General features: G+C 39.9%; 24 protein-coding genes. 3 read left to right on the forward strand and 21 right to left on the reverse strand.

The genetic code is table 11. The features are described from left to right. Nucleotides 1–3 precede the first annotated feature (3 nt). The 19 genes from I6758_RS14350 to I6758_RS14440 form a co-directional block, all read right to left on the reverse strand. Nucleotides 4–474: a HyaD/HybD family hydrogenase maturation endopeptidase gene (locus I6758_RS14350; protein ID WP_196605877.1), complete on the reverse strand. Its 471-nt coding sequence runs from the start codon at nucleotides 472–474 to the stop codon at nucleotides 4–6. Continuing rightward, the gene (gene hypB / locus I6758_RS14355) at nucleotides 467–1,144 is read right to left on the reverse strand and encodes a hydrogenase nickel incorporation protein HypB (protein WP_196605878.1); all 678 of its coding nucleotides are present in this window, start codon (nucleotides 1,142–1,144) and stop codon (nucleotides 467–469) included. Before hypB ends, I6758_RS14350 begins: the two co-directional genes overlap by 8 nt. Next, nucleotides 1,144–1,485 carry a hydrogenase maturation nickel metallochaperone HypA gene (gene hypA / locus I6758_RS14360; protein WP_196605879.1) on the reverse strand — a complete coding sequence of 114 codons (342 nt, stop codon included), beginning with the start codon at nucleotides 1,483–1,485 and terminating at the stop codon, nucleotides 1,144–1,146. Before hypA ends, hypB begins: the two co-directional genes overlap by 1 nt. A 75-nt stretch (nucleotides 1,486–1,560) precedes the next feature. After that, nucleotides 1,561–1,803, reverse strand: coding sequence for a hypothetical protein (locus tag I6758_RS14365; protein WP_196605880.1), 243 nt, complete (start codon nucleotides 1,801–1,803; stop codon nucleotides 1,561–1,563). Nucleotides 1,804–1,817: 14 nt separating this feature from the next. After that, the gene (cybH, locus tag I6758_RS14370) at nucleotides 1,818–2,579 is read right to left on the reverse strand and encodes a Ni/Fe-hydrogenase, b-type cytochrome subunit (protein ID WP_196605881.1); all 762 of its coding nucleotides are present in this window, start codon (nucleotides 2,577–2,579) and stop codon (nucleotides 1,818–1,820) included. Then, nucleotides 2,576–4,471 (reverse strand): nickel-dependent hydrogenase large subunit, encoded by a 1,896-nt coding sequence (locus I6758_RS14375; RefSeq protein ID WP_196605882.1) that lies wholly within the window; start codon nucleotides 4,469–4,471, stop codon nucleotides 2,576–2,578. The genes cybH and I6758_RS14375 overlap by 4 nt, the downstream gene beginning before the upstream one ends. 7 nt (nucleotides 4,472–4,478) lie before the next feature. Then, nucleotides 4,479–5,603 carry a hydrogenase small subunit gene (locus I6758_RS14380; protein ID WP_196605883.1) on the reverse strand — a complete coding sequence of 375 codons (1,125 nt, stop codon included), beginning with the start codon at nucleotides 5,601–5,603 and terminating at the stop codon, nucleotides 4,479–4,481. 378 nt (nucleotides 5,604–5,981) lie between these two features. Then, nucleotides 5,982–6,374, reverse strand: a complete 393-nt coding sequence (gene dhaM / locus I6758_RS14385) for a dihydroxyacetone kinase phosphoryl donor subunit DhaM (protein ID WP_196605884.1) — start codon at nucleotides 6,372–6,374, stop codon at nucleotides 5,982–5,984. 16 nt (nucleotides 6,375–6,390) lie between these two features. Next, a complete protein-coding gene (gene dhaL / locus I6758_RS14390) occupies nucleotides 6,391–7,008 on the reverse strand; it encodes a dihydroxyacetone kinase subunit DhaL (RefSeq protein WP_196605885.1) in 618 nt (205 codons plus the stop codon). Nucleotides 7,009–7,045: 37 nt separating this feature from the next. After that, the gene (gene dhaK, locus I6758_RS14395) at nucleotides 7,046–8,041 is read right to left on the reverse strand and encodes a dihydroxyacetone kinase subunit DhaK (protein ID WP_196605886.1); all 996 of its coding nucleotides are present in this window, start codon (nucleotides 8,039–8,041) and stop codon (nucleotides 7,046–7,048) included. 144 nt (nucleotides 8,042–8,185) lie between these two features. Next, a complete protein-coding gene (locus I6758_RS14400; RefSeq protein ID WP_196605887.1) occupies nucleotides 8,186–9,400 on the reverse strand; it encodes an anaerobic glycerol-3-phosphate dehydrogenase subunit C in 1,215 nt (404 codons plus the stop codon). 6 nt (nucleotides 9,401–9,406) lie between these two features. Further along, on the reverse strand, nucleotides 9,407–10,672 hold the full coding sequence (gene glpB, locus I6758_RS14405; protein WP_196605888.1) for an anaerobic glycerol-3-phosphate dehydrogenase subunit GlpB: 1,266 nt from the start codon (nucleotides 10,670–10,672) through the stop codon (nucleotides 9,407–9,409). Beyond that, a complete protein-coding gene (glpA, locus tag I6758_RS14410; protein ID WP_196605889.1) occupies nucleotides 10,669–12,276 on the reverse strand; it encodes an anaerobic glycerol-3-phosphate dehydrogenase subunit GlpA in 1,608 nt (535 codons plus the stop codon). The genes glpB and glpA overlap by 4 nt, the downstream gene beginning before the upstream one ends. Before the next feature lie 428 nt (nucleotides 12,277–12,704). Then, on the reverse strand, nucleotides 12,705–14,198 hold the full coding sequence (glpK, locus tag I6758_RS14415; RefSeq protein WP_196605890.1) for a glycerol kinase GlpK: 1,494 nt from the start codon (nucleotides 14,196–14,198) through the stop codon (nucleotides 12,705–12,707). 64 nt (nucleotides 14,199–14,262) lie between these two features. Beyond that, nucleotides 14,263–14,988 carry an MIP/aquaporin family protein gene (locus I6758_RS14420; protein WP_196605891.1) on the reverse strand — a complete coding sequence of 242 codons (726 nt, stop codon included), beginning with the start codon at nucleotides 14,986–14,988 and terminating at the stop codon, nucleotides 14,263–14,265. 284 nt (nucleotides 14,989–15,272) lie between these two features. Next, nucleotides 15,273–16,133 carry a YitT family protein gene (locus I6758_RS14425; RefSeq protein WP_231038690.1) on the reverse strand — a complete coding sequence of 287 codons (861 nt, stop codon included), beginning with the start codon at nucleotides 16,131–16,133 and terminating at the stop codon, nucleotides 15,273–15,275. A 233-nt stretch (nucleotides 16,134–16,366) separates the two neighbouring features. Next, nucleotides 16,367–17,029, reverse strand: coding sequence for a coiled-coil domain-containing protein (locus tag I6758_RS14430; RefSeq protein ID WP_196605893.1), 663 nt, complete (start codon nucleotides 17,027–17,029; stop codon nucleotides 16,367–16,369). Next, entirely contained in the window at nucleotides 17,019–17,435 is a 417-nt protein-coding gene (locus tag I6758_RS14435) for a DUF3783 domain-containing protein (protein ID WP_196605894.1), read from the reverse strand. The genes I6758_RS14430 and I6758_RS14435 overlap by 11 nt, the downstream gene beginning before the upstream one ends. A 27-nt stretch (nucleotides 17,436–17,462) precedes the next feature. Continuing rightward, nucleotides 17,463–18,518, reverse strand: a complete 1,056-nt coding sequence (locus I6758_RS14440; RefSeq protein WP_196605895.1) for a hypothetical protein — start codon at nucleotides 18,516–18,518, stop codon at nucleotides 17,463–17,465. 237 nt (nucleotides 18,519–18,755) lie between these two features. On the opposite strand from I6758_RS14440, the gene I6758_RS14445 reads away from it, so the two are divergent. Beyond that, entirely contained in the window at nucleotides 18,756–20,021 is a 1,266-nt protein-coding gene (locus tag I6758_RS14445) for an NUDIX hydrolase N-terminal domain-containing protein (protein ID WP_196605896.1), read from the forward strand. A gap of 108 nt (nucleotides 20,022–20,129) precedes the next feature. Here the strand turns inward: I6758_RS14445 and I6758_RS14450 are convergent, their stop codons facing one another. Beyond that, nucleotides 20,130–22,130, reverse strand: coding sequence for a methyl-accepting chemotaxis protein (locus I6758_RS14450; RefSeq protein ID WP_196605897.1), 2,001 nt, complete (start codon nucleotides 22,128–22,130; stop codon nucleotides 20,130–20,132). A 37-nt stretch (nucleotides 22,131–22,167) separates the two neighbouring features. Then, nucleotides 22,168–22,956 (reverse strand): acetolactate decarboxylase, encoded by a 789-nt coding sequence (gene budA / locus I6758_RS14455; protein WP_196605898.1) that lies wholly within the window; start codon nucleotides 22,954–22,956, stop codon nucleotides 22,168–22,170. Between the two features lie 896 nt (nucleotides 22,957–23,852). On the opposite strand from budA, the gene yaaA reads away from it, so the two are divergent. Beyond that, entirely contained in the window at nucleotides 23,853–24,611 is a 759-nt protein-coding gene (gene yaaA, locus I6758_RS14460; RefSeq protein ID WP_196605899.1) for a peroxide stress protein YaaA, read from the forward strand. A gap of 63 nt (nucleotides 24,612–24,674) precedes the next feature. After that, nucleotides 24,675–25,133, forward strand: a complete 459-nt coding sequence (gene bcp / locus I6758_RS14465) for a thioredoxin-dependent thiol peroxidase (RefSeq protein WP_196605900.1) — start codon at nucleotides 24,675–24,677, stop codon at nucleotides 25,131–25,133. Nucleotides 25,134–25,200 lie beyond the last annotated feature (67 nt).

The following is a 25,200-nucleotide window of genomic DNA, read 5'->3' on the forward strand; positions in this document are numbered from 1 at the left end:
CCATCAAACGGGGAAAACATGCCATTTTTTTAAATGGCTGAGGACTTTCTCTATCGTCTTATCCATCTTTTCCTCTATGATTTCTGTAAGTTCCATTCCCAGGTCGACAACAGCCGGTTTGATACCCATGACAACAGTTTCATCAACAGGATCATTGGTTATGGCAAGTGCTGCAAGAAGATCATTGATACCAAGATCATGCACCGATATTTTGTTGGAAAAGTAAGCGTTGACTTCACTTCCCTCAAAACAAAAAAAATCTCCGGCAGTGCCTGGTGCATTTATGGCGTCTACTATAAGTAGTTTTTTTGTACCTTCTATATATGGCAGGAGAAGCATTCCCAATGTTCCTCCGTCAAGGATTCTCACTTTTTCAGGCCACTTCATCAGCTGTAGTTTTTCGATCAGTCTGACGCCAAAGCCATCATCCTGCATAAGAATATTACCGACACCTAGTATTGTAACATTATCCATTATTTTTTTTCATCCGTTCATTTTTTTCATAAGCAGCTGCCCGAAGCCAGCTGCACCATTGATCAAGACCATTATCTGTGCGGCAGGATGTTTCAATGATACTGATACCGGGATGAAGACAATTGATATCATGCCGGGCATTTTCCATGTCAAAATTTGTAAAGGGCAATATATCGATTTTGTTGAGTACAACGGCAGAGGCTTCTTTAAATATCAAAGGATATTTAAGCGGTTTGTCATCACCTTCAGTAATACTCAGAACAACGGCTTTGGTATCCTCCCCGATATTGAATTCGGCAGGGCAAACAAGATTGCCCACATTTTCGATTATAACAAGATCAAGGTTTTGCAGATCAAGTTTGCTGAGGACCTTTTTCACCATCATAGCATCCAGATGACACCCGCCGCTGGTATTTATTTGGATGACGGGAACATCATGGTCCGCTATGCGGTCGGCATCTTTGCTGGTAAAGAGATCACCCTCTATAACGGCTAAGCGCAGATGATTTTTTAATGAGCCTATAGTTTTTTCCAGCAGAGATGTTTTTCCTGCACCGGGAGAACCGATCAGATTAAGAACAAAAATACCGTATTCGTCAAAAATTTTTTTATTTTCAGCGGCCAGTTTATCATTGCTTCCTAAAATATCCTGCATTACCTGAACTTCCATCAGTCTACCTCCAAATATTCAACGCGCAGCTCCCGCCCCGATATAATATCTACCTTGGCACTGCCGCACTGAGGACAAAAAAAATTGTAATTTTCAATATGCGATTCATTGCCGCAATCATTGCAATGTCCGATGAGCGGGATACTTTTCAACTTCATCTCTGCATTTTCGGCGATAGTTCCTTTAGCGGTAGCTTTAAAACAAAATTCAAGAGATTCAAAAACAACGCCTGTCATTTCTCCTATCAAAAGAGCGATGGTCCTGACTTTTGTAGCATTGCTTTTTTTTGCATAACTTTCGACTATCTCCATTACACCCTGTGCCATTGCCATTTCATGCATAATTTACTGCTCCTGCAATCAAAAAGGCTGCTGCAATCTTTGTTTGCAGCAGCCTTTTATTTCTTAATTATTTACTTAAATAGCTGCCTGCAGACCCTTTTGTTCAAAAACAGCGGTAAGTTCACTTAAGCGTGTTTTTGCAGGGTCATAATTTATTGTTGTTTCTCCGTCATGAGTATGAATATGCACATACAATACTCCCGGAAGACCCAAAAGTTTTTCTTCCACTGCCTTGGAATTTTTTGCATCATATCCTGTGACAAAAAATTGAATCTGAGTTCCCTGACCATGGCTTGAACAGCCGCATGTTGAGCACATATGAAAACCTCCTGCTAGCCTTTAATGATTTTACCATTTTTGTCTCTTATATCATTTATATCATCGGGCAAATGAGCCAATACTTTAGTTCCTGAAATCATGCTGGAAATTTCTCCTTCACGTTCCATAAAGTCAGCGCGCACTACCATATAAACATGTATAGCTGCAAATAAGAAAATGCACCAAGCCACTATGTGATGAACAACATGAAGAAACATTTCTCCGTATGGAACGACAAGCCAGCCAAAAATCGAGCCGCCGATACCATTGGGATTTACCTGAAAATACATAGCAAAGCCGGTCAGTATTTCTACCACTATCAAGCCGTAAATTGCTATATAGGACATACGCGCCATCGGATTGCGCAAAAATTGTTTATGTGAATATTTGAGCAGACAATAATGCATCATTACTTCCACAAGATCATCCCAGAATTTCATTTGAAAGAAATTAGGCAAAAGCCTGTCGCCCTTATTGATTATATAGCCGTATATTCTGAATAAAAATGCTGCCGAAAGAATGAAGCCGGCAAGAAAATGAAGATTTCTTATCCAATCGACAGATAAATGCCATTCATTCAAAATTACATACTGTCCTTCACCCATGGACATAGGCGTCATTACAACTATACCGGTAGAAAATAAAATTATTATAGAAATGACCATCAGCCAATGAAAAATTCTCAAAAAAGGACTGAAAATATAAAATCTTGTCAAATGAGCTTCCTTGCCATTAGGTATGGAAGTTTCAACAAACTGATTTTCTCTGACCGTCATACTTTACCACTCCCTATATATGGATCGGTGTTAACCATACTAAGTGTTTTCTTCTTGCTGTCATATACGTGCGCGGCACATGCGAGACATGGATCAAATGAACGGACCGCTCTTACTATTTCCAAAGGTTTGTCCGGTATGGCAACATGTGTGTCAATCATGGATAATTCATACGCCCCGTTTCCTGATTGATCATCATGCGGACAGGCATTCCACGTTGTCGGCACTACGGCTTGATAATTTTTTACTTTTTTGTCTTTTATTACTATCCAATGAGATAAGGCTCCGCGCGGTGCTTCATAAAGACCTACGCCTTTAAATTCACCGTTCGTCCACGATGAAGGTTCCCATTTTAAAGTATTGGCGATATTTGTATCGCCTGTGCCTATATTTTTTACCAATTTGTCGAAGAAATATTTTTCCATTGTTGCAGCAAGCTGGGCATCAAGAGCACGAGCGACAGTACGGCCGGCAGTTGATGGCAGCCACTTTTCGGGCGGGAGATTGAGGAGTTTTGAAACATGATCTATCTGACCGATCATGATTTCTTCTGCCCAGGTAGGTGTTATGATACCTTTCTTTACTTTCGTATAAACGATAATATAACGTGCAAGAGGACCCACTTCACAGACCCTGCCGCGCCATTTTGGGGTTTTTATCCATGAATATTTATTATCTTTGTCAAGATATTCCCATTTTTCTTTGTTGCCGTTTTTGTCACCTGTATAATTGGGATCTGTTTCACCATCCCACGGATGAAGTGCATCATTATTCTCATACCAGGAATGTTTAGCGTTTTCGGTTATTACAGCACTGTCTTCAAGGTCTTTCCCCGTCAATTCCGTATATTTTGCACTGTTTAGTCCTTGAGCAAAATCTTCTACTACACCGTTGCAGCGAACAAGTGCCGCTGAGGCAAAATCTTCGTGTCCGGCAAAAGGTTCATCAGGATAAGAGCCAAAACCGAGTACACGTATTCCGGCAAGACCGCCCCCGTCGATGGCACTGCCTTTTTGCGCATGAATGTGAGCAATAGCCAGGGCATCAGGTACGTAAAAGGAATTTACCACATCCGCAGCCAGAGAAATTGCAGTTTCGACAGCAGCCAAACGCTGGCTGTTGACAGGTGCGTTCATATCATTCATTGAAATGGCGCAGGACATACCGCCGACGACATAATGAGGATGCGGGTTTTTACCGCCGAATATGACATGCGGGATTACTATCTCGCGCTGTTTGTCCAGCATGTTCAGATAATGTGATACAGCCATCAGATGCACTTCGGGAGGTAATATTTGATATGCGGGATGGTCCCACCAATTAGCGGCGAAGATGCCCAGCTGGTTGCTGTCAACGAGCTGTTTTATTTTATCTTGTATATCTTTATAGTACGCTGTTGTAGCTTTGGGAAAAGCTTTGGGATAGGCGCTGAAATCGTATCCTTCGGGATTTTTCACAGGTATGGAATAAGTATTAAGGACGGTATCCTGCATTGCCGCTGTCGCTTTAGGATCGGCTTTTAAAGCTTCAATAGGACTGACCCAGTCCAAAGCATGCAAGTGATAAAAATGGACTATATGATCATGCGCTGTTATTGTGCCTGCCATAATATTGCGTACATAATGAGCATTTTTGGGTATTTTTATAGAAAGTGCGTCTTCGACAGCACGGACTGCAGCCAAAGCGTGCACACTGGTGCAGACACCGCAGATGCGCTGTACATAAGCCCATACATCGCGAGGATCACGGTTTTTTACTATAGTCTCAATGCCTCTCCATGCTGTTCCGCTTGAGAGAGCATCATTTACTTTTCCCGAAGCTTCGTCAACCTCAACTTCTAAACGTAAATGACCTTCTATTCGAGTAACAGGATCTACCACAACTCTTTTCATGAAAAAATCAATCCTTTCTTCTGCTTATTCTGTCGAGTTCTTCAGCAGTCTTTTTTTTATCTTCAAGTTCTTTTTGATCACGTTTTCTCTTCTGAACAGCTGAAGTAGCAAGATGCGCAGTTATGCCAACAGCCAGTGCGCCCGTCGCGACGGCGCCTATTTTGTCTATATTGCCGAGACCGAGGCCCGCGACTTCAGGCAGGCGCGTGTAAAATGGATCATTGTCCCAAAAATTCTTACTTGTACAACCAATGCAGCCATGTCCGGATTGAATAGGATATGATAATCCATTCCACCAGCGCATGTTGCCGCAGGAGGCATATGTTTCCGGGCCGCGGCAGCCGAGTTTATATAAACACCAGCCGGCTCTTGCCCCGGCATCATTGAAATCATTGGCGTACATGCCGGCATCAAAGAACGGTCTGCGGTAGCATGTATCATGTATACGATTACCAAAGAACTGCTTAGGACAATTTTTATTATCAAGAGGAGGCAGATTGCCAAACATTGCATAATGGGCAATAACACCGGTCATTACTTCAGGAATAGGAGGGCAGCCGGGAACATTGACAATAGGTTTATTGCCTACGATTTCATTCAGGGATACAGCTTGTGTAGGATTAGGCCGGGCAGCCTGTATGCCGCCCCACGTGGCACAGGTGCCGTAAGCAATGATAGCCGCAGCTCCAGCTGCCGCTTCTTTTACTTCTTCGACAAATGGCCTGCCGCCTACCATGCAGAAACCGCCTTTGGGATCAGGGGGAGCAGCTCCTTCTACGGCAAGGATATATTGTCCTTTATAAATTTTCATAATTTCCTGCAAATGGTTTTCAAACGGCTCACCGGATGCGGCACTGAGTGTGTCATCGTATTCCAAAGCGATCATATTGAGTATGACGTCAGATGTCAACGGTGCCCCTGAACGTAAAAAAGCCTCACTGCAGCCTGTGCATTCATGTCCGTGAAGCCAGATTACGACCGGCAGTCTTTTTTCGGCAGCTTTGACAACATCGGGCAGCATTGTGGGAGCTAATCCGAGCAAGGCAGTCATTGCTGTGCAGGTTTTAATGAAACTGCGACGGCTAATCCCCTTTTTCTTGTACATGTCCCAGATAGAATCGTATCTTTCCATAATAACCCTCCTGTGATATTCTTTCGCGTATTATAATATCAATTATTACATATTCCATGCAATATTATAAACCTTGTTTATTTTATTAGTCAAGGAGAAGAAATAGTATTTATTGTATATGTATAAAACATTTTTGTCGAGTATATTATTTAACGAGCTGTTAAAATAAAAAAATAATATTTACGGAGCGAAATATGTATAATTACTAAGGCTATAATAAGAATTTTTTAAAATAATAATATATACGTAATATATATTATATACGTATATGTTTTAAAAAAAAAGTGTTAATATGCAAATTTTCAGGCATTAATAAAAAAAACAGGCATACAAGGTCGGGTACACCAACCTTAAATGCCTATTCTGGTTAATCATTTTTCAGTCAATCTTATCCATATTCCGTGCATCGTGTGCAGTCTGCAATACCTTTTCCAATGAACTTCCCATGGAAGCTTCGACTGTGGCCGCGATGGCACCCTCAACTATTGGCGCGTTCGCTAATTTTACTACTTCGGCAAGATCAGGGTCCAGCATTTCCTTGGCAAGACCGACACTCATGACAGCACTGCCAAGATCTGCCATAACAACTACACCGTCGCCTGAATTTGCGGCCTCCATAGCTTCCTGGATGCGTATCGGATCTGTGCCTATACCGCCGTCAGCTGTTCCGCCGGCAGTAAATACCGGATGGCCTTTCGCCATTTGCAGGGCCAATTCTTTTACCCCTTCGGCAATTTTAACACTATGAGAGACAATAACAATGCCAACCATTTTTTTACTCCTCTTATTACTTTATATAGTTATAAAGCGCAGTCAACATGATAGTCGCTGATGTGGCACCGGGGTCCTGATGACCGATGCTGCGTTCAGCCAAATAGCTTGCCCGTCCTTTTGTCGCAATAATCGTTTTTGTATACTCAACGCCGTCTTGAGCAGCCTGGACAGCAGAAGAAAGGCATTCGAGAAGAGTTTTATCTGCTTTTATACCCTCAGCAAATGCTTCCGATGCTGGGATAAGTGCATCAAGCATTGTTTTTTCACCTTTTTGTGCCTTGCCACGATCCTGTATTCCCTTTATAGCTGCGTCAAGCATAGCCTTGGCTGTATTGGCATCAATGTTTGTTTTGTCCTTGCATGGTCCTGCGGCACGCAGAAAAGCTGTCCCGTATAATGGACCGGAAGCTCCGCCCACACTTGAAATCAGCCCCATACCCACAGTTTTTAAAATGGAGGATATATCCGTGTCATCAGGCAGAACCTCTGTTTTTTGTAAAACACTTTCAAAACCGCGTGCCATATTTATACCATGATCTCCATCCCCGATCGCCTGATCAAGATCGGTAAGAAACATTTTTTTTTCAATAACAGCCTGTCCGACTATTTTTACAGCGTCTTTTCCAGTCATTAATAATCCGTCCTTTTCTGTGAATTAAGTTTTGTTGTCAGTATTGAACAAAGGCAGGAGTATCAGCCGGCGCCAGTAAAAGTTCCTTTAATTCGTCATCCAGTTTCAGCAGTGTTACTGAATATCCGGCCATTTCCAAAGAAGTCATGTAATTTCCTACATATGTTTTTACCATATGCAGACCTTTTTCCTGAAGAACAGCCTGTACTTTATTGCTGACCACATAAAGCTCCATCAGAGGTGTGGCACCCAATCCGTTTATTAGGACAGCTACTTCATCACCGCTGTTATATATTTTTTCGGCCAATATTTTATCTACAAGCTGTTGTGTGATTTCATCGGCTGTTCTTATAGCTTCACGATGAGTGCCGGGTTCACCGTGTATGCCCATGCCGATTTCTATTTCATTTTCTGCCAAGGTAAAGCTGGGTTTTCCTGCTGCCGGTACTGTACAGGGAGATAAAGCCATGCCCATAGAACGTTCGTTGGCAATAACCTTTTCCGCTATCCGTTTTACATCCGCCAGCACTGCGCCCGATTCCGCTTTTGCTCCGGCAATCTTATGAACCAGTATCGTACCCGCAATACCGCGGCGGCCTATTGTCCAGGTGCTGTTTTCTACGGCTACATCATCATTTGTTATTACTTTTTCCACATCTATGCCGTCTGCCGCAGCCATTTCCGCAGCCATTTCAAAATTCATGACGTCGCCGCTGTAGTTTTTTATTACGAGGAGAACGCCTTTTCCGGCATCAACCGCCTTTATTGCTTCATAAACCTGATCGGGTGTAGGCGATGTAAAAACAGGGCCTGCCACCGCGGCATCAAGCATGCCTCTGCCGACATAACCACCGTGAGATGGTTCGTGGCCGCTGCCGCCTCCGCTGACTAAGGCAACTTTATCAGCTTTTTTATTTGTTCTGATGACAGAATCAAAGCCTTCTAATCTTGTCAGATACTGAGGGTGAGATGCTGTCATGCCATTGAGCATTTCTTCTACGACATTGTCGGGATTATTAATGATTTTTTTCATATAATGAGCCTCCTTATCAATATATAGATTATAATAATTATACTATAAAGCAGGAAAAACATCTATTAAAATATATTGCTCTGTCTGTATAATAAAGCGGCATTTTGAGGAACAAAATGCCGCTTTATTATCTGATCTATTTATTTATAAACCATATGCCTGACGCAATACAGTGAGCGGATGAATTGCTTTCACTCCGCTGCCGTTTTCCATCTGCAGGCGGCAGGTACCGCATTCACAGACACCTAATTTTGCGTGAGAATTTTTTATCCTATTAAACAGTTTAGAACCAACTTTCATAGCTATTTCATGCTTATCTGCTTTAAAGCCATAACTTCCGGAAATACCGCAGCAGCCAACATCTGCTTCCTCGATATCTATACCGGGAATCATTGGCAGAAGTTCCATAGACGGACGTCCGATAGCCTGAACCTTCAAATGGCACGGAGCGTGATAGATATACTTTGTGTTGTCATTTGCAAAGTCAGTATCAAATTGACCGTCATCATGTAATTTTGCCAGATATTCTATGGAATCATACATATGCGCAGCGTATTCTGCCATTCCTTCAAAGTCGAACAGCTCTTGATATTCCTGTTTGAGCATAAGTCCGCAGCTGGTGCATGCGGTAACTATGTCATAGCCTCTGTCCACCCAGCTTTTCAGCAATGCCGTATTTTTTGAGGCATTTACTCGTGCATCGTCGATATAGCCGCCGGATACCATTGGTGAACCGCAACAAACAAAATTTTCGTCTATAGCCACTTCGATTTTATTTTTCTGATATACTTTGACAAGATCAGTACCAACTTCCGGCTGGTTATAGTTGATATAGCAGCCAGAGAAAAAGACTACTTTGCGGGGATATGGGGTCTGTTTTATTTTCTTAAATTTACTGATAAAGGATTCGCTGGCGTAAGACGGCATTTTGGCATCTTGAGCTATACCCATGGCTCCCATAACACCAAATGATTTTCCTACAGACATGCCAAGATTTGCAAAAGTTGAACCGAGAGGCAAAGCTGTTATAAGTTTGCCCATTTTTTCACTGTGCGCAAGCATATCATCAGCTTTCGATTTACGCGGATGTGTTTTGTAATATTCATTTTTGGCTATCATGTTGAGCGTAGAGATAGGAACGCCAGAGGGACATACTAAATCGCAGGTTTTACAATTTGAACAGTAATCAAGCATAGGATCATCATCAGATACCAATTTTCTGAGTCTGGTAAGAGCAGGGCCAGTCATTTTCGGGCCGCGGAATTTTCTTGTTGCTGCGGTCACAGGACACGCAGTGATACATATAGTACAAGCGGTACATTTATCAGGATCTATCGCATGTTGTTTATTTATTGCCATTCTTTTTTATGCCTCCCCACAAAATGCGGCAGCTGCTTTATAAGCTGTGATCAAAGCCACACCATTGCCTGACTTTTCATAACAGAAATCGTATCCTGCCAAACTTCTGCCTACAACTTTTACATTAGAAGCAGGTTTGCTGCCATCCGCAGCAACCGGTGTAAGATTTTCATCTACGCTGACACCATATTGCGCAAAAATTTGTTTTTTGTCCGCAAACAGCTGCTTGTAGGACCAATCTGTTTGGACTTTAGGAACTTCAATATCGATATTGAAGATAGGTTCCGACATAGCGCCGATTTTAGCTATGATACCGCCGCCGTAAACGCCGCCGGTAGCCAGGATAAATTGCTCAGCATAGAATTTTCTCTGACGGTCAAAACCTTCTGTTATAACAGCCTGACATTTTCCATCTATTATTTCCGAACCCACAACACGTGCTTTTTCAATTATTTGAACACCGCGTTTCTTGGCACATGAATGGAGCATTTTATTCAATCGGGTCCCTGTTACAGCCGGGGGTAAAGAAGACACCTCTATCAATGCACAGGATAGTTCTTTTTTCAGAGAATCAAGAACCTTATAATTTGGCTCCAATCCTAAAACAGGAGGCAGAACAATAGCTGTATTGGCTTTGACATGCCCCTTTACTTGATCTACGAAGGAACGGTGGCCTTCATCTGTTTCCAGCCATCTTGCCACATCCATAGCTGAAATATCACGTAAATCACGTCCGTATTCAAAATTGAGCTTAACGATGAATTCTTCAACATTTTTATTTTTGCTCAGACGTTCCCGCAGATTTTTTGTAGCCATATCGGCATAAAAATCTTTCATGGTATCAAAGCCGACTACAAGTATATTATCGGCTTTGAACAAAGCTTCTGTATCCATGGTGCGAGGAACCAGGCAAGTTGGTTTAAAGTTGCCGACAGCCGTAGGCAGCCATAAATTTTTATCAGGGGAACCTAAATACGGATACCCTTCTTCTTCAGTAATTTTCAAAAAAGCCTCAAGTGCCTTTTTTGCTGTTTGGGCACCGGTTTTTGCGTAAGGATGATTTGCTGATATACCGTCCATCCCTTTCAGCGGGTCAGCAATAAACTTTCCCTGATCATCATAACCGAGAACATCTATAATACCGCCGCCTATAGTGAGCGTACCGGCACCATAGGACAGTATCTGGACTTTTTTCCCCATATCTGCGGCTATACATGCAGCAAATAAACCGGATATACCATTTCCTATGATCAAAATATCACTTTTTTTCATTTTATCTCTTCCACCCCGCTCAAGTTTAAGGCTGCATCGTAAATTGCGCGCGTAAGTTCGATATCACGAAGCATATTTCCCCACAATACAGGGCGGATACCCTTCCAACGCGTTTCTAAAAATTCCTTGAACAAATATACGGAATCCTTTGCCCATGGCATATTTTCTTTATTTACAGCACCTACACTGCGATAGGCACAAAAAGTTCCCTGACATGTCCCCATTCCCAAACGTGTGCGTCTTCTTAAATCGCTTACGGTATGGCTTGTCGGCTCTGAAGCTACCTCTTCGATTTCTGCCAAAGTGACATTTTCACATTCGCAGACAAGTTCTTTCATTTCAGGTTGTGTTTCGATGCGTTTAATAACACGTTCCAGTTTTTCGTTGCCTAAGCGTGAAGATGCAAGTTCTGCACCATAGCTTGGGAATACTGCTTTTGCTCTGCTTATGAGATCCGGTGACGGATCGTCCACCAGATTTTCTTCTGCTGTGTGGCATTTTGCATTGACACCCAGCTGTTCACAAACAATATCACACACTTTTTCTGCCATCAGACGATAGGTAGTAAATTTACCGCCGCATACACTCATAAAATGATTGATACCGTCGTGTGCGTGATCAAGAGCGACAAAACCGCGCGATGCACTGCGGCCTTTCGCATTAGGATCGGCACTGTACAAAGGACGTGTTCCGGCAAAAACACGTAAGATGCGATAATCGTAAATGTTTTCAAAAGTTATTTTTCCTATTTCCATCATTGCCATAACTTCTGCTGTTTCTGTGCTTGTATCGTCCGGTGCACTGTCAATGGAGCTTGTTCCCAATATAGTTATCGAACCATGCGGTACAAAGATATCTGCATCCGAAGATTTGTGGAGTCTGTGCACTACACGATTGCAAATACGATGATTAAACGCTATCAGGGTACCTTTGCTGGGTTTGACATTTACAGAAAGGCCCGCTAAATGAGCAACTTCCCCGGCAAAAGAACCGGAGGCACTGATAACGAAATCGCAGGAGATTTTTTCTTCAGCACCAGTCCATCTGTCCCGTATTTTGACACCGACAACAGTGCCGTTTTCTGTTTCAATGCCGATTACTTCTTTATAAGTCATGGCCTTGCCGCCATACTTGTTCGCTGAAGCCACAGTCTGCCAAAGCAGACGGAATCCGTCAACGGCGGCACCGGGACAGCGATAAGCTGAAAGTAATTTGCGGCTCAGATTAGGTTCTAATTTAAAAGCTTCATCCATAGAGATAGGAACAGCTGAAATACCACACTCAGCGCAGGATTTTACCCATTCCTGCTCAAATTCCTCACTGTCTTCAGGAGCACGTACAAAAATACTTTCTGTAGCCTCAACACAATGACGGCCTATCTTGCGCAAAATGGTGTTTTCCTGGATGCATTCTTTTGCAGCTTCTTTATCTTTTACAGCATAACGGCCGCCGCTGTGAAGCAATCCGTGAAATCTTGAACTGGTCCAGTAACCAAGGTCATCACGTTCTACCAGAATTGCGTCTACTCCGCGCATTGATAAATCACGCAGAATACCGACGCCGGTAGCACCACCGCCGATAACTACTACTGTTGTTTTTAACATAGCTTTTTCCTTTTCCTCCCTGAGACTTATATATTGTCAGAATTTAAATTATAGCAAAATAAATTTTCTTTAACAATATATATTCTTTTACATTAGGATTTAAATTTTAATTTTATTGTCAGACGATATATTTTTGAAGTATTATTAGTATAAATGCAGTCCTTTTACATATATAAATATGTTTTATTTATCTGTATGTTCTATTAAATAAAGCAGAGATACGCCTGACAGATAAAATCGCTTAATTATTATTATAAAGCATGAGTTGATTTATAGCAATATTTTTTGATGCATTAATAAAAATATTTATTTCATATGAAGTCACTAATTCTTCATTTGAAATAAAAAAACAGCGATAAATATAGGCCGCAGTTATTAAAGATAACTGCGGCCTATACTATGAAACAAATAAGCTTTTTTTACATTTATCAGAGCCAGTTCATGGTGCGTCTAACCGCTTTAAGCCAGCCTACATAAAGTTCATTTCTTTCTTCTTCGCCCATATTAGGTTCAAAACGGCGATCAAGCTGCCAATTGTTGATAAGTTCTTCTTTATTCTTCCAGAAGCCCACGGCAATACCTGCCAGATAACACGCGCCTAACGCAGTTGTTTCAACGACTTTAGGACGATCGACAGGAACACCTAACAAATCACTTTGGAACTGCATCATAAGATTATTGGCAACGGCACCGCCGTCAACTTTCAAGGAGTCAAGCTTGATTCCCGAATCAGACTGCATAGCATCGAGAACATCTTTTGTTTGATATGCCAAAGAATCAAGTGTAGCACGGATAATATGATTTTTGCTTGTTCCGCGTGTCAGGCCAAAAATAGCGCCGCGTGATTTCATGTCCCAATAGGGTGCACCCAGACCAACAAAAGCTGGTACAACATAAACACCTTCAGCATTTTTTACCTTACCCGCATAATATTCTGAATCAGGAGCTGAATCAAGTATTTTTAAACCGTCACGCAGCCATTGGATGGCTGATCCGGCAACAAAAATGCTTCCTTCCAATGCATAGACTACTTCATTATCAAGACCCCATGCGATGGTTGTCAGCAAACCGTTCTTGGAATCATAAAGCTGTGATCCTGTATTCATCAGCATGAAGCAGCCTGTACCATAAGTGTTCTTTGCCATGCCTGCGTTAAAACAGGTCTGACCGAATAATGCAGCCTGCTGATCTCCTGCAATACCAGAAATAGGAATTTCAACTCCCTGTGTAACACTGGGGATTGTTACACCATAAACTTCACTGGAAGGTTTTACTTCAGGAAGCATGCATTTAGGAATATTAAGATGGCCTAAAAGTTCGTCATCCCATTTCAATTCACGAATGTTGTACATTAAGGTGCGTGAAGCATTTGAGTAATCTGTCACATGCACTTTGCCGCCTGTGAGTTTCCAAATGAGCCATGTGTCCATGGTTCCAAAAAGAAGATCGCCGGCTTCTGCTTTTTCACGTGCACCTTCAATATTATCAAGAATCCATTTTACCTTTGTGCCTGAAAAATAAGCATCAATGAGCAGTCCTGTTTTTTTATGAAAAGTATCGGCCAGTCCCTTTGCTTTTAGTTCGTCACAAATTTCCATCGTCTGGCGTGATTGCCAAACGATAGCATTATAAACAGGCTGACCTGTGGTTTTGTCCCATACGACAGCAGTTTCACGCTGATTGGTTATACCTATAGTAGCAATTTCATTCGGATCTATGTTAGCTTTTGCTATTACTTCAGAAATGGTGCCTACCTGTGTTGACCAAATTTCATTTGCATTGTGTTCAACCCAGCCCGGTTTTGGAAATATTTGAGTGAATTCACGCTGAGCCACAGCCACTATATTGGAATCATGATCGAATAAAATAGTTCTTGAACTCGTTGTTCCCTGATCTAAAGCCAATACATATTTTTTTTCCATAAGAAATAAACCTCCCAAAATGATAATTTTTTTTAGTTGATATATAAAGCTGCCAAAATATTTATTAGAGTATGCCAACCATTTTAGCAAATATATAAGCTGCAATACCGCCAACTATAGGACCAAGTACAGGAACCCAGCTGTAAGCCCAATCAGAATTGCCTTTACCGGCTATAGGCAGTATGGCATGGGCTATACGAGGACCAAGATCACGGGCAGGATTGATGGCATAACCTGTAGGACCGCCTAAACTAAGACCCAGTGCCCAAATCAATATGCCAACAAGATATGGACCTACACCTGCTGGAAATTTTCCGTTATTAGCATGGAACATAGCAAATATCATGAGAATAAGAATAAAAGTACCTATGGCTTCGCATAAAAAATTGCTTGCATAGCTTCTTATTGCAGGAATCGTAGAAAATACGCCTAGTTTGCTGGCTTTGTCTTCTGTGGCTTCCCAATGCGGTAGATAAGCAAGATAGACTACTATCGCACCTACAATGGCACCAAGTACTTGTGCGACCATTGTTGCACCGGCTTGTGCAGGAGTATATACACCGTTCATGGTTTTTGCTAAAGTTACAGCGGGATTTAGATCTCCCTGAGGCGCACCTAAGGAAGTTGATGTAAAAACCCCCAGCATAACAGCAAATCCCCAGCCTGCCGTTATTACAATCCAGCCGCTGTTTTCACCTTTAGAGCCTTTCAGACAAACATTAGCTACGACACCGCACCCAAAAATTATAAGTATAGCTGTTCCTAAAAATTCTCCAAACAAATTATCCATTTATAAATTCCTCCTAAATAAATATGAAATTATCCGTATGCAATTATTTTTAAAGGACTCCTTTCTCTTAGTATTCATTACAATACGGTGTATAAGCATATACAATATTTATAGTACATATAATTTTTGTAATTTTCTAATTTCTTTAGTACACGCAAAAATATATACCCCATACGAAGAATATATTTTTTGTGTGTACATCACCAACGAATTACATAACGCAATATCTAAGTATAAGATAAAAATTTTCTGCCAGATAAATTTTATGAAAATATGTAAAAATACTATTTTTTAAGCCGCCCGCCGATTATATCATTAACCTTATAAATAGTAACAAATGCCATTTCATCGACATCAAGCACAGTTGTTTTCAATTTGTCTATTTCCAATCGTGTTACTACACAGTATAATATTTTACGTGATTCTCCGGAATATCCGCCTTCACCATGCAATAAAGTCACTCCGCGCCCTAATTCATTCATAAGCCTATAAGAAACCTCTTCGTGATTAGATGTAACAACCATTACTGCATATGATTCGTCCAATCCTTGAATAACAATGTCAATTGTTTTTGCAATGATGAAATAAGCTATTAAAGAATACATTGCATTATCCCAGCCAAAAACGAGTCCCGCACCGCTCAAAATGAACAGATTGATGAACATTACTATTTCACCGATTGAGAATACGGTTTTCTTATCTAAAATGATCGCAACCATTTCAGTACCATCAAGAGATCCGCCGTTCCTTATTATTAAGCCAACGCCCAGTCCCGTTACTATTCCGCCGAAAACAGCAGCCAAAAATGGCGTCTCTGTTACCTCTTTTATCGGTACGAAAACACTGGTCCAACCGGAAAGACAGATAATAGAGAAGATACTAGCGACCACAAATGACTTACCGAGATTACGATATCCCAAATATAGAAAGGGTATGTTCAGGATTGTCAGGAAAACGCCCAAAGGCAGACCAGAAAGATAACTGCCCATTATGGAAATGCCGACAATGCCTCCGTCAATGATGTGATTAGGAACAAGAAACAATTCCAAACCGACTGCTGTTATTATTGAACCAATAAATAATAGTAAATATTTGCGTATGCAATGTGTATATTGACGTTTACGGCATAATTCCTGATTTTCCAAATTCCCCGTCCTTTCTGAAATGAAACAATAAATACTGCTAAAGCTAAATGTTATCTGGTAAATATTATAATTTAATTTTTTCATTTATGCAAACGAAAAAATTGATATACTGTTAGCATTACCAAAGAGTTACAAATGAAATCAAGAAGACTGTCATAGAAATTGTTTCAACTCTATTAAGCTGATTTTTTGGAAAAAATACTACTATATTTCTAAAAATACCTAAAATAAAATCACTGAAGTATATTAAGTAAATTAAGTTTGAAAATATCAATCAAGTCTTTGTTATTTTTGTAAGCCTCGGTTAATTTTCCCTGTAAAACAGACATTTCCTGCCTTATTGTCTCAAGTTTGCCCAAACTGTTGTTGATTTCGTCAATTTTTGTTTGTGCCTGAGCTATTTCTTTATCAATTTGAATATTATTTTCTTGTTTTTGTGCAGCTTTCTTTTCTTTTTCACCTGTCAAAGAATCAATGACATTATTGAGCCATGAAGCTTGCGGTTCAGAAGAGTTCCTGCCGCTATTGAGTTCATTTTTTTCGTGTTCAAGCTGACTGCGCTGCTTTTCCAGTTCTTCTTTCTGACGGTCTATGGCGGCCTGCTGTTTTTTTAAATCCTGTTGCTGGTGAATTGATTCATTTTCGGTAAGCTGCTTTTGATCGTTGTAATAAGAGGAAAGATAAAAACCACCTATTAAAGCAAAAAAGAAAACGATTAAAATCCCCCAGATCCTGATATGTTTTGCGTTAAACCAACTCTTGGAAGGCAACGGCTTTTTCTTTTGCTCAACATCTTTTATTTCAATATCGGAACGATGCCGATCGAGAAAGTCTTTATGGGAAATCGGTTCCAGTTTACGTGTTTTATCCAAATCTGCATCATGGTTATTGCGCATTTTTTTCCTGCTTTTTTTTATGATCAACAAATGCACCGTGTTCTTTGTACATAGTAAGGCAAAGCCTTTTCAAGGACCAAAATCTGTTCAGCGGTGTAACGACTGCTTTATATGAGATAATTATATCAGCATTATGTAATTTTGCCAATACTTCATCAAGGCGTTTGCTTTTTATGTTATGAAAAATCATTACTTTATGGTTAAAATCAAAATCTTTTTCATCGGGAATGCTGACTTCAGAAAAGCCTGTGAGACCCAATAAATAACCTACCTTTTGACAGTGACAGTTTTGCTTTACTACAACAGTATTTATATGCATAGCCGCAAAAAAATCCTGAACCTTCTGAAGGAATTGTTCATCGATAAAGTTGTACAGTAAAACTTTTTCTTCTTTTATTTTTCTCATTATATTCTACCTTATGCTCTCCTGTTTCTATTTGGAAAGATCTCTTTTTATTATATTCGTGAGATTATTTTCATTTGTTTCCAATATTTTTGCCCTTTTTAGACTGTCATTTGCATCCCGGAGACTTTTTATATTTTTATCATCGAGCCATTTTATATAATTTTCATAATATGCGATGTAATAATCACATATTTGCAGCCGGAGCCGCTGCAATGTTTCTGCTGATTTAGGCGGATTTATGGCAGCCAGAGCTTCTTTAAGCATATGCCAATGCGGAAGCATGTTGTCATTCATAATCTTTTTTAGATCATCGCGGACCGAATTGCTGCCGATATTTCCTGAAGAAATTATTTCCTGCAACTGTGAATCAATATTATTAAAGGTCTTTTTGTGTTCATTCATCAGTGCGTCGGTTTTTTCTACATAGGAAAGCATATACTTTTTGCGTTCAGTGCTCAGCATAGAAAGAAATTCTGAATAATTTTCTATTTTGGTGACCATCCAGCGACCGTTGTCCTGCTGCAATAAAATTATTTTGAAAGTAAAGGTTTTTGCTATTTCATTTTGCGTTGTATCAACAGCAAGAGTTGCTGTTTTTGCAGATTTATCCACAGATATTATTTTGTAATCATTGACAGAAAGATCAATTAATCCGGCATTTTCAAGCAAGCTCATATAACTTGCCGTATCCTCATCAGCAGATGATGCGGTATCATCGGACCATTTTTCAGATGATACAAATTTCGTCAGCGCTGTGTCAAGATTTTTTAGAAAAGCAGTTTTGAATATAGATGAATATTCTTGTAAGGCAAAAGCTGTATTATCAGTCGTCTGCTGGTCAGATTGAATAATATCGGCGATAATGTCATCGGCCATGCCGCTCAATAATTCTTTTCTGTCAACGTATTTGTTGAATTCTGCCAAATCATGTTTATTTATTGATTCACTGATCATTTTCAATGCGTATTCAGGTGTTTTTATGTGATAACCGAAATACCAATATAATGTGCTGCAAACTATTATTGCCATTATAATACTTGCAATAATAGTTTTTACTCTGAAATTATTAAAAGAAATTCTCATGTTAAACACCTCCTGTGTCAGGCGAATTTATTTCATATTATGACATCTTGTCAGTTTTTCTGCAAGAGCCGTGTAGCAAATTTTGGAAAAACATCGAAAATCATAGTATAATGGTTCAGCACGAATTGTTTAGCGGCGGCATATACATAAAACTAAACAGGCTGATCTGTTTTGTGCAGCGGTATTTAGTTGTGGATGCAGTTTTCTTAATTTTAGAAGGGAATGTATATTTTTATTATGAGATTTAAGAATGTCGTTTTTGATATGGATGGAACCTTGATCGACACCCATGATATATTAGTGCTGTCTTTGAGGGAAGCTTTAAAAGAAATAATCCCGCTGCGGGTTTTTACAGATAGTGAACTTTCTGCTGTTATCGGTATACCGGGCGAAGACGGGCTGCGTAAGCTGGGGGTGAAAAATCCTGAACTGGCTTTGGAAAAATGGAATTTACATATGAAAGACTATCATCATGCTATAAAAATTTTTGATGGTATTAAGACGCTGCTCAAATCTTTGAAAGAAAAAAATATAAAACTTGGCATTGTAACCTCAAAGCTGAAACGTGAATGCAAATCAGATTTTTTTCATTTGGGGATAGCCCAATACTTCGATGTAATAATTTCAGCCGATGATACTGCAAAACATAAGCCTTTTGCTGAGCCCTTGCTCAAATATATGGAAATAGCAGGTGCAGAGAGGCAGGATGTGCTTTATATAGGCGACACTATTTATGATATAGAATGTGCCGCCGCCGCAAAAGCAGCATCCGGGCTTGCTGTTTGGGGATGCCGTTCTGTCGAACATATAAAAGCCGACTACTATTTTAGATCTCCGGCAGAAATCATATATTATCTGGAGCAAAAAAGTGATCCTCTGCTTGAAATGCCATGGCTGAAATGGGCTATGGAACTGCGTTTTATCGCTCAGGCGGGTCTTTATTATTCGAAAAACAAGTTTGACATTGAACGATTCGAGCGCATCTCATCAATAGCTGTTGAGATGCTTGCGCTGAAAACAGGCATTCCCACTGATCAGATAAACTCTCTATTTTGTAATGAAAAAGGATTTCAAACACCAAAGATTGATACACGGGCAGTTATTTTTAATGCAAGTAATGAAATACTTCTTGTTCAGGAAACAGATGAACAAGGAACGTGGTCTCTTCCGGGAGGCTGGGTGGATATTGATAAATCTATAGCGGAAAATACCGTTAAAGAGGCATTAGAAGAAAGTGGATTAACAGTTTTTCCGCGGCGTATCATTTCAGTACAGGAACGAAATCGTCATAATCGTCCGGTTTATGCATACTCAGTATGCAAAATCTTTATTGAATGTGACATTATTGATGGATCATTTAAAGAAAACAGTGAAACTTCCCGTAGTGCTTATTTTTCTTTTGACTGCCTGCCCCCTCTTTCTGAAAAAAGAAATACGGCAGAGCAGTTGGCTCTTTGTTTTAAGGCTCATAATGACATACACTGGAACGTGATTTTTGATTGACTGAATAATGCCCTTAGAGATAAAAAATCTCTCAATAAAGACAGAAGTATTGCTACAGCTGTTTATATTGGGAGATTTTTAATAAATAATTGTTTTGACAGTTGACTATTATAACTTAAAGCTTTGAATACTGTTTTTCAGTTTATTGGCAAGCTGCGATAAATCATCACTAGATGCGGCGATTTCCTGCATTGCTGCCGATTGTTCTTCTGTAGCCGCAGAAACGCTCTCGGAACTGGCTGCAGTCTCATTCATTGCCTGATTAACTTCGTTTGAGGATATTTCAACAGTGTGTCCGTCGTTGACTAATTTATCAGTATAAGAAAGTACTTTTGCAGTTTTTTGCTGAACATTTTGAATCAGATCAGCTATTTCCAAAAATTGTTTTTCTGCGTCGGTAACATTTTTTATACCCTCGCTGACATCTGTGCCGGAATGCTCCACTGCCGATACAGCTGTTTCCACATCCTGATTGATTTCTGCTATAAGTGAAATTATCTGTCCTGCAGAATCCTGCGATTGTTCAGCAAGTTTGCGCACTTCATCAGCGACAACTGCAAAACCTCTTCCGTGTTCACCGGCTCTTGCTGCTTCGATGGCGGCATTCAGTGCCAAAAGATTGGTCTGAGCTGCTATGCCGGAAATAATATTTACTATTTCTCCTATCTTAGCGGTTCCTTTGGAAAGTTCTGTAACAGCATTTGTGACATTCTGAGAGCTGTTATTTATATTTTCCATTTGTATTCTGGCATTTTGGACAGTCTGCGTGCCGCTTTGTGTTTTTTGAACAGCACTGTCAGCAAAATTGGTAGCATCTTGAGTATTATCCTTCATTTTACTGATATCCTGCATAAAGCCATCAAAAATCCTGTTTACTTCATTGATGCCTTTTTGTCCGCGTACGGTTTGTTCGGATACTTTTGTCACAGATTCAGCTACCTGAGTCGCAGTCTGGGCAGACTGACCAGCACTTTCCTTAAGCTGAAGGGAGGAACTGGCTGTATGCACTGCTGCCTTGTCAACCTGGTGCATCAAACTCCATAATTCTTCTCGCATAGTGATCATGGCTTTTCTCAGTGTACCAATTTCATCCTGAGCATTATATTTAGACCGGTCTATTTTTTCTAATGTTTCCTTTGAAAGGTCGCCCTTGGCTATTGCTGAGACATACTGGGACATCTCCTTGATGGGTCTTGTTACCTTCCCGGCCAGCAAATTGACGACAAATACTGCGATGCCCAATCCTATAAAGAATAATATGATAAACATCCATGTGAGTTTTTGGATAGGGGCAAATTCCTGCGATACAGGGGCAACTGTGAATACTCCCCAGTTATCTTCAGTGGGAACATAGGCAACAAGTGACGCTACGCCATCAATTGTTGTGATCATATATCCTTTTTTCCCCTGAGTAATATTTTGCAAAGCATCTGTCAGATCTTGATTTTTTATGTCCTTAATGTTGGTTTTCATTACAAGATCAGCATTAGGATGACTCACAATTACTCCATCGGGAGCCACTATCATACAGTAGCCATCCTCACCTATTTTCAATTCACTGAAACCATCGGTGAATTTTTCCAAAGGAATACCGCCGACCACAGCACCGGCAACCTTCTGGTCGACCGATACAGGCGCCGCGCCAACTACTATGGCTTTACCCGTGGTAACTGCGACAATTGGGCTGTCCATGAAAGTTTTGCCTTCGGGCAGTCTTTTTATATAGGACAGTGCTGAAGCATCAACATATTTACCGGCACTGGTGGCAACTTTTTTTGCCGTCAGATCGGTAATAAAACTGACAGGATTCCATTCTGTGTAGGTATCATGCATGCGTTTAGTGAATTCAAATTGCAATTGATCATTTGCCTGATACTCAGGAAAGTTATGTGTTACTTGTTTACCGAAGGAATCCATAACAGTTTTTTCTTTCTGAAAGCGTATATCAAATGCATTAGCTATTTCCTGTGCCTGAATCTGGAATCGTTCTTCCAGATTGGTCTTCAGCATGCTGGATGTAGTCCAATATGATATAAACATGACACAAAGCAGGATAGCTGCGATAGTTATACCGAGAGGAACCAATAATTGAAACTTTAAACTTTTCATTACAACCCTCCGTTGTCGTACAAAAAATTTTTCGTATTCAGTTAGATTGTTCTACTGCTTTCAACTCTTTGCTGTAGTCGCTGTTGAGTGCCGCATTTTTAAAAGCGTCGCCGCCCGGCAGGACCATCCGGAAATCAGATATTCTGGACACCTGCACTTTACCATGAATAATTTCACCGCTCAGTACATGTCCGCCTGATTTGCGGTCATCCGAAATAAAATGCAAATGGTAGCCGGGGACGTTGATTCCGTTCATATATTGTGGGCACCATATGCCGACAATCGTTCCATGTACATTTTTTAGATCAAATTCCGATTGAGTTTTTGCGGCTTCGGCCAGTGTGGGGTAAGGTTTACTTTTTTGCGGAATTGCGCGTGTTTTCAGATTCATTACGCCATCTATACGAATGGCATAAACGTAATTTCTGTCTTTAATGATAGAATCCAATGCGTTTTCTATTTCAGCAAAACTCTTTGCATCATTGATTTCACCAAATATTTCTGGTTTGAAATTAAGTACGTTCGCAAACGGAGTTTTTACTTTGTCATCAGAAGTGATTACAGCTCCTGTAGATTTTACATGATAAGCTTTACCATCCAGCATAACCATTTCTCCGTCTAAGCCGTCATATGTGCCTATGCCAAAATTACCGTACTTTTTCAGCTCTCCCACAGAAATTTCACCTTCATATACTCCCTGGATCAAAGCATTTATTGTAGAAACCTGATACATGGCATTTGGCTCTTGGGCTTTAGCCACAGATACAAAAAAGGACATGCAAAAAAACAAAATTAACATTCTTCCGAGCAAATTGATTCTCTTCATTATTCCGACCCCATTTTCTTTGTATTAATAGTAAGCCCGACTATATCCATATAATCAGACCGGCCAATCTGTAACTCTGTGTAAAACAGCGGTCATACTTTATTACTTACAAAATTTTTATTCGTTTTTTGCATATTCAGCTGCACGGAATCATACATTAAAACAACATATTAAATTGTCTTCACTAAACTTTAATAACAGCAAAATTTAGCAATTTATCCAATCCGTTTACCCGTATTCGTGTATCATGAGGATCGCACTCGTCGTTTTCACGAAAACATTGATAAGACTTCAATAGATAAAATAATCCCGAATATTGCTTTGCAGTTCAAACATATATCACTGCGAAAAAATATTACATATATTATCGCAGTTACAGAGCAATATGCGTTTTTTATCGGCTCCCTTCATCAAATAGTATATTATCTGTCAGTCTGTTGATAATGTTACATACTACATTCTATAAAACATGTGCATCATCAGACTGCTTCGGATAATAATCAAGATATGAACGAAAATAAAAATTCTTCCGCTCATGCCTGTAAAACAATGCCACCTCCTAATTAAAAAAGCCGTCCTATATCAGTAAAGACGGCATAATTACGAATTTATTTTACTATATTACTTTTAACAAAAAATGTCAATAAATTCAGACTCATCTATAGTGTTTGTTTTGGCGATATAATAAATTTTTAGTAAAATATTTATTTACACTATAAAGTTTTTGTTAATTATTTTATTATTATTTATTATAGATGTTCTGTTTTATTTATTTTATTAACGAACGTTTACCGTTTTATAAGCAAATATTAAGTATATACTTTTGTTAATTATTTTTGTAAGTTTCCGCCAAATATGTTAAACTGACTGTAAACTTTTAGAAAGAATAATACCCAATGAAAATTATTATTTCACCGGCGAAAAAAATGAATACAGCTACGGATGATTTTCTGCCTGCCGGACTGCCTGTATTTATAGCTGAAACAGCAAAACTGCTTGATATTTTGAAGACCATGGATTATACCGCGGTAAAAAAGTTATGGCACTGCAGCGATGCTATTGCAACTATGAATTATGAGCGTCTGCAGACTATGGATTTGTATCGAAATCTTACACCGGCTGTTCTGGCATACGAAGGCATTCAGTATATGCATATGGCTCCGGGGATTTTTGAATACAGCCAATTAGAGTATATAAAAAAGCATTTGTATATTTTGTCCGGGTTTTACGGACTTTTGCGGTCCTTTGACGGGATCGTACCTTATAGATTAGAGATGCAGGCAAGGTTTCCTGCAATGCCTTTTAAAAATCTTTATTCTTTTTGGAACGATAAGATTTCAAGCGTGCTTTGCAGTGACAAAGAATTGATATTGAATCTTGCTTCTAAAGAGTATAGCAGGGTTGTCACGGATCATCTGCCGTCTTCTGCCCGATTTCTTACCTGCACTTTTGGTGAAATGAAAGCCGACAGGGTAGTGGAGAAGGGCACAATGTGTAAAATAGCACGCGGAGAAATGGTCCGCTGGCTGGCTGAAAATAAGGTTGCCGATTTTCAATCAATTAAAGAATTTGCCATATTCGGCTATAGCTACAACAATATGTATTCTACTGAAAATAATTTTGTTTTTATTCGTAATAATCCGGTCGTACTTTGAAATGATCCTGGCAGTTAAGGAAAAAAGGACGGCTGAAGATATTCATAAACAGGGGGAATTAAAATGCTTCAATCCGGTGACAAGGCTCCAGATTTTATTCTTTTAGATAAAAACGGCAGCAAAGTATCACTATCCGATTTTTCCGGCAAAAAAATTGTCCTTTATTTTTACCCGCGGGATAATACGCCGGGCTGCACAAAACAGGCTTGTGCTTTTGCCGGTGCGTATGAGGATTTTAGGAAACAGGACATTGTTGTTATAGGCATCAGCAAAGACAGTACGGCATCGCACCAAAAATTTGCAGAAAAGTATGACCTTCCGTTTATACTTCTTTCTGATCCGGAATTGCAGGCTATTAAAGCCTATGATGTCTGGCAGGAGAAAAAAATGTATGGCAAAGTGAGTATGGGAATTGTCCGTACGAGCTATATAATTGATGAAAACGGTGTCATTGAAAAAGTCATGCCAAAGGTAAAACCCGATACCAATGCGGCAGATATATTGGCTTATCTGCGCGAATAGTAAGCAGAAAGATGCAAAACGGACATCCCGATCGTTCTTAGAAATTAAAGCAAAAAGGCAGTTGTTA

It is taken from the genome of Pectinatus haikarae (assembly GCF_015732185.1).
In the GTDB taxonomy this organism is placed as follows: Bacteria; Bacillota; Negativicutes; order Selenomonadales; family Selenomonadaceae; genus Pectinatus; species Pectinatus haikarae.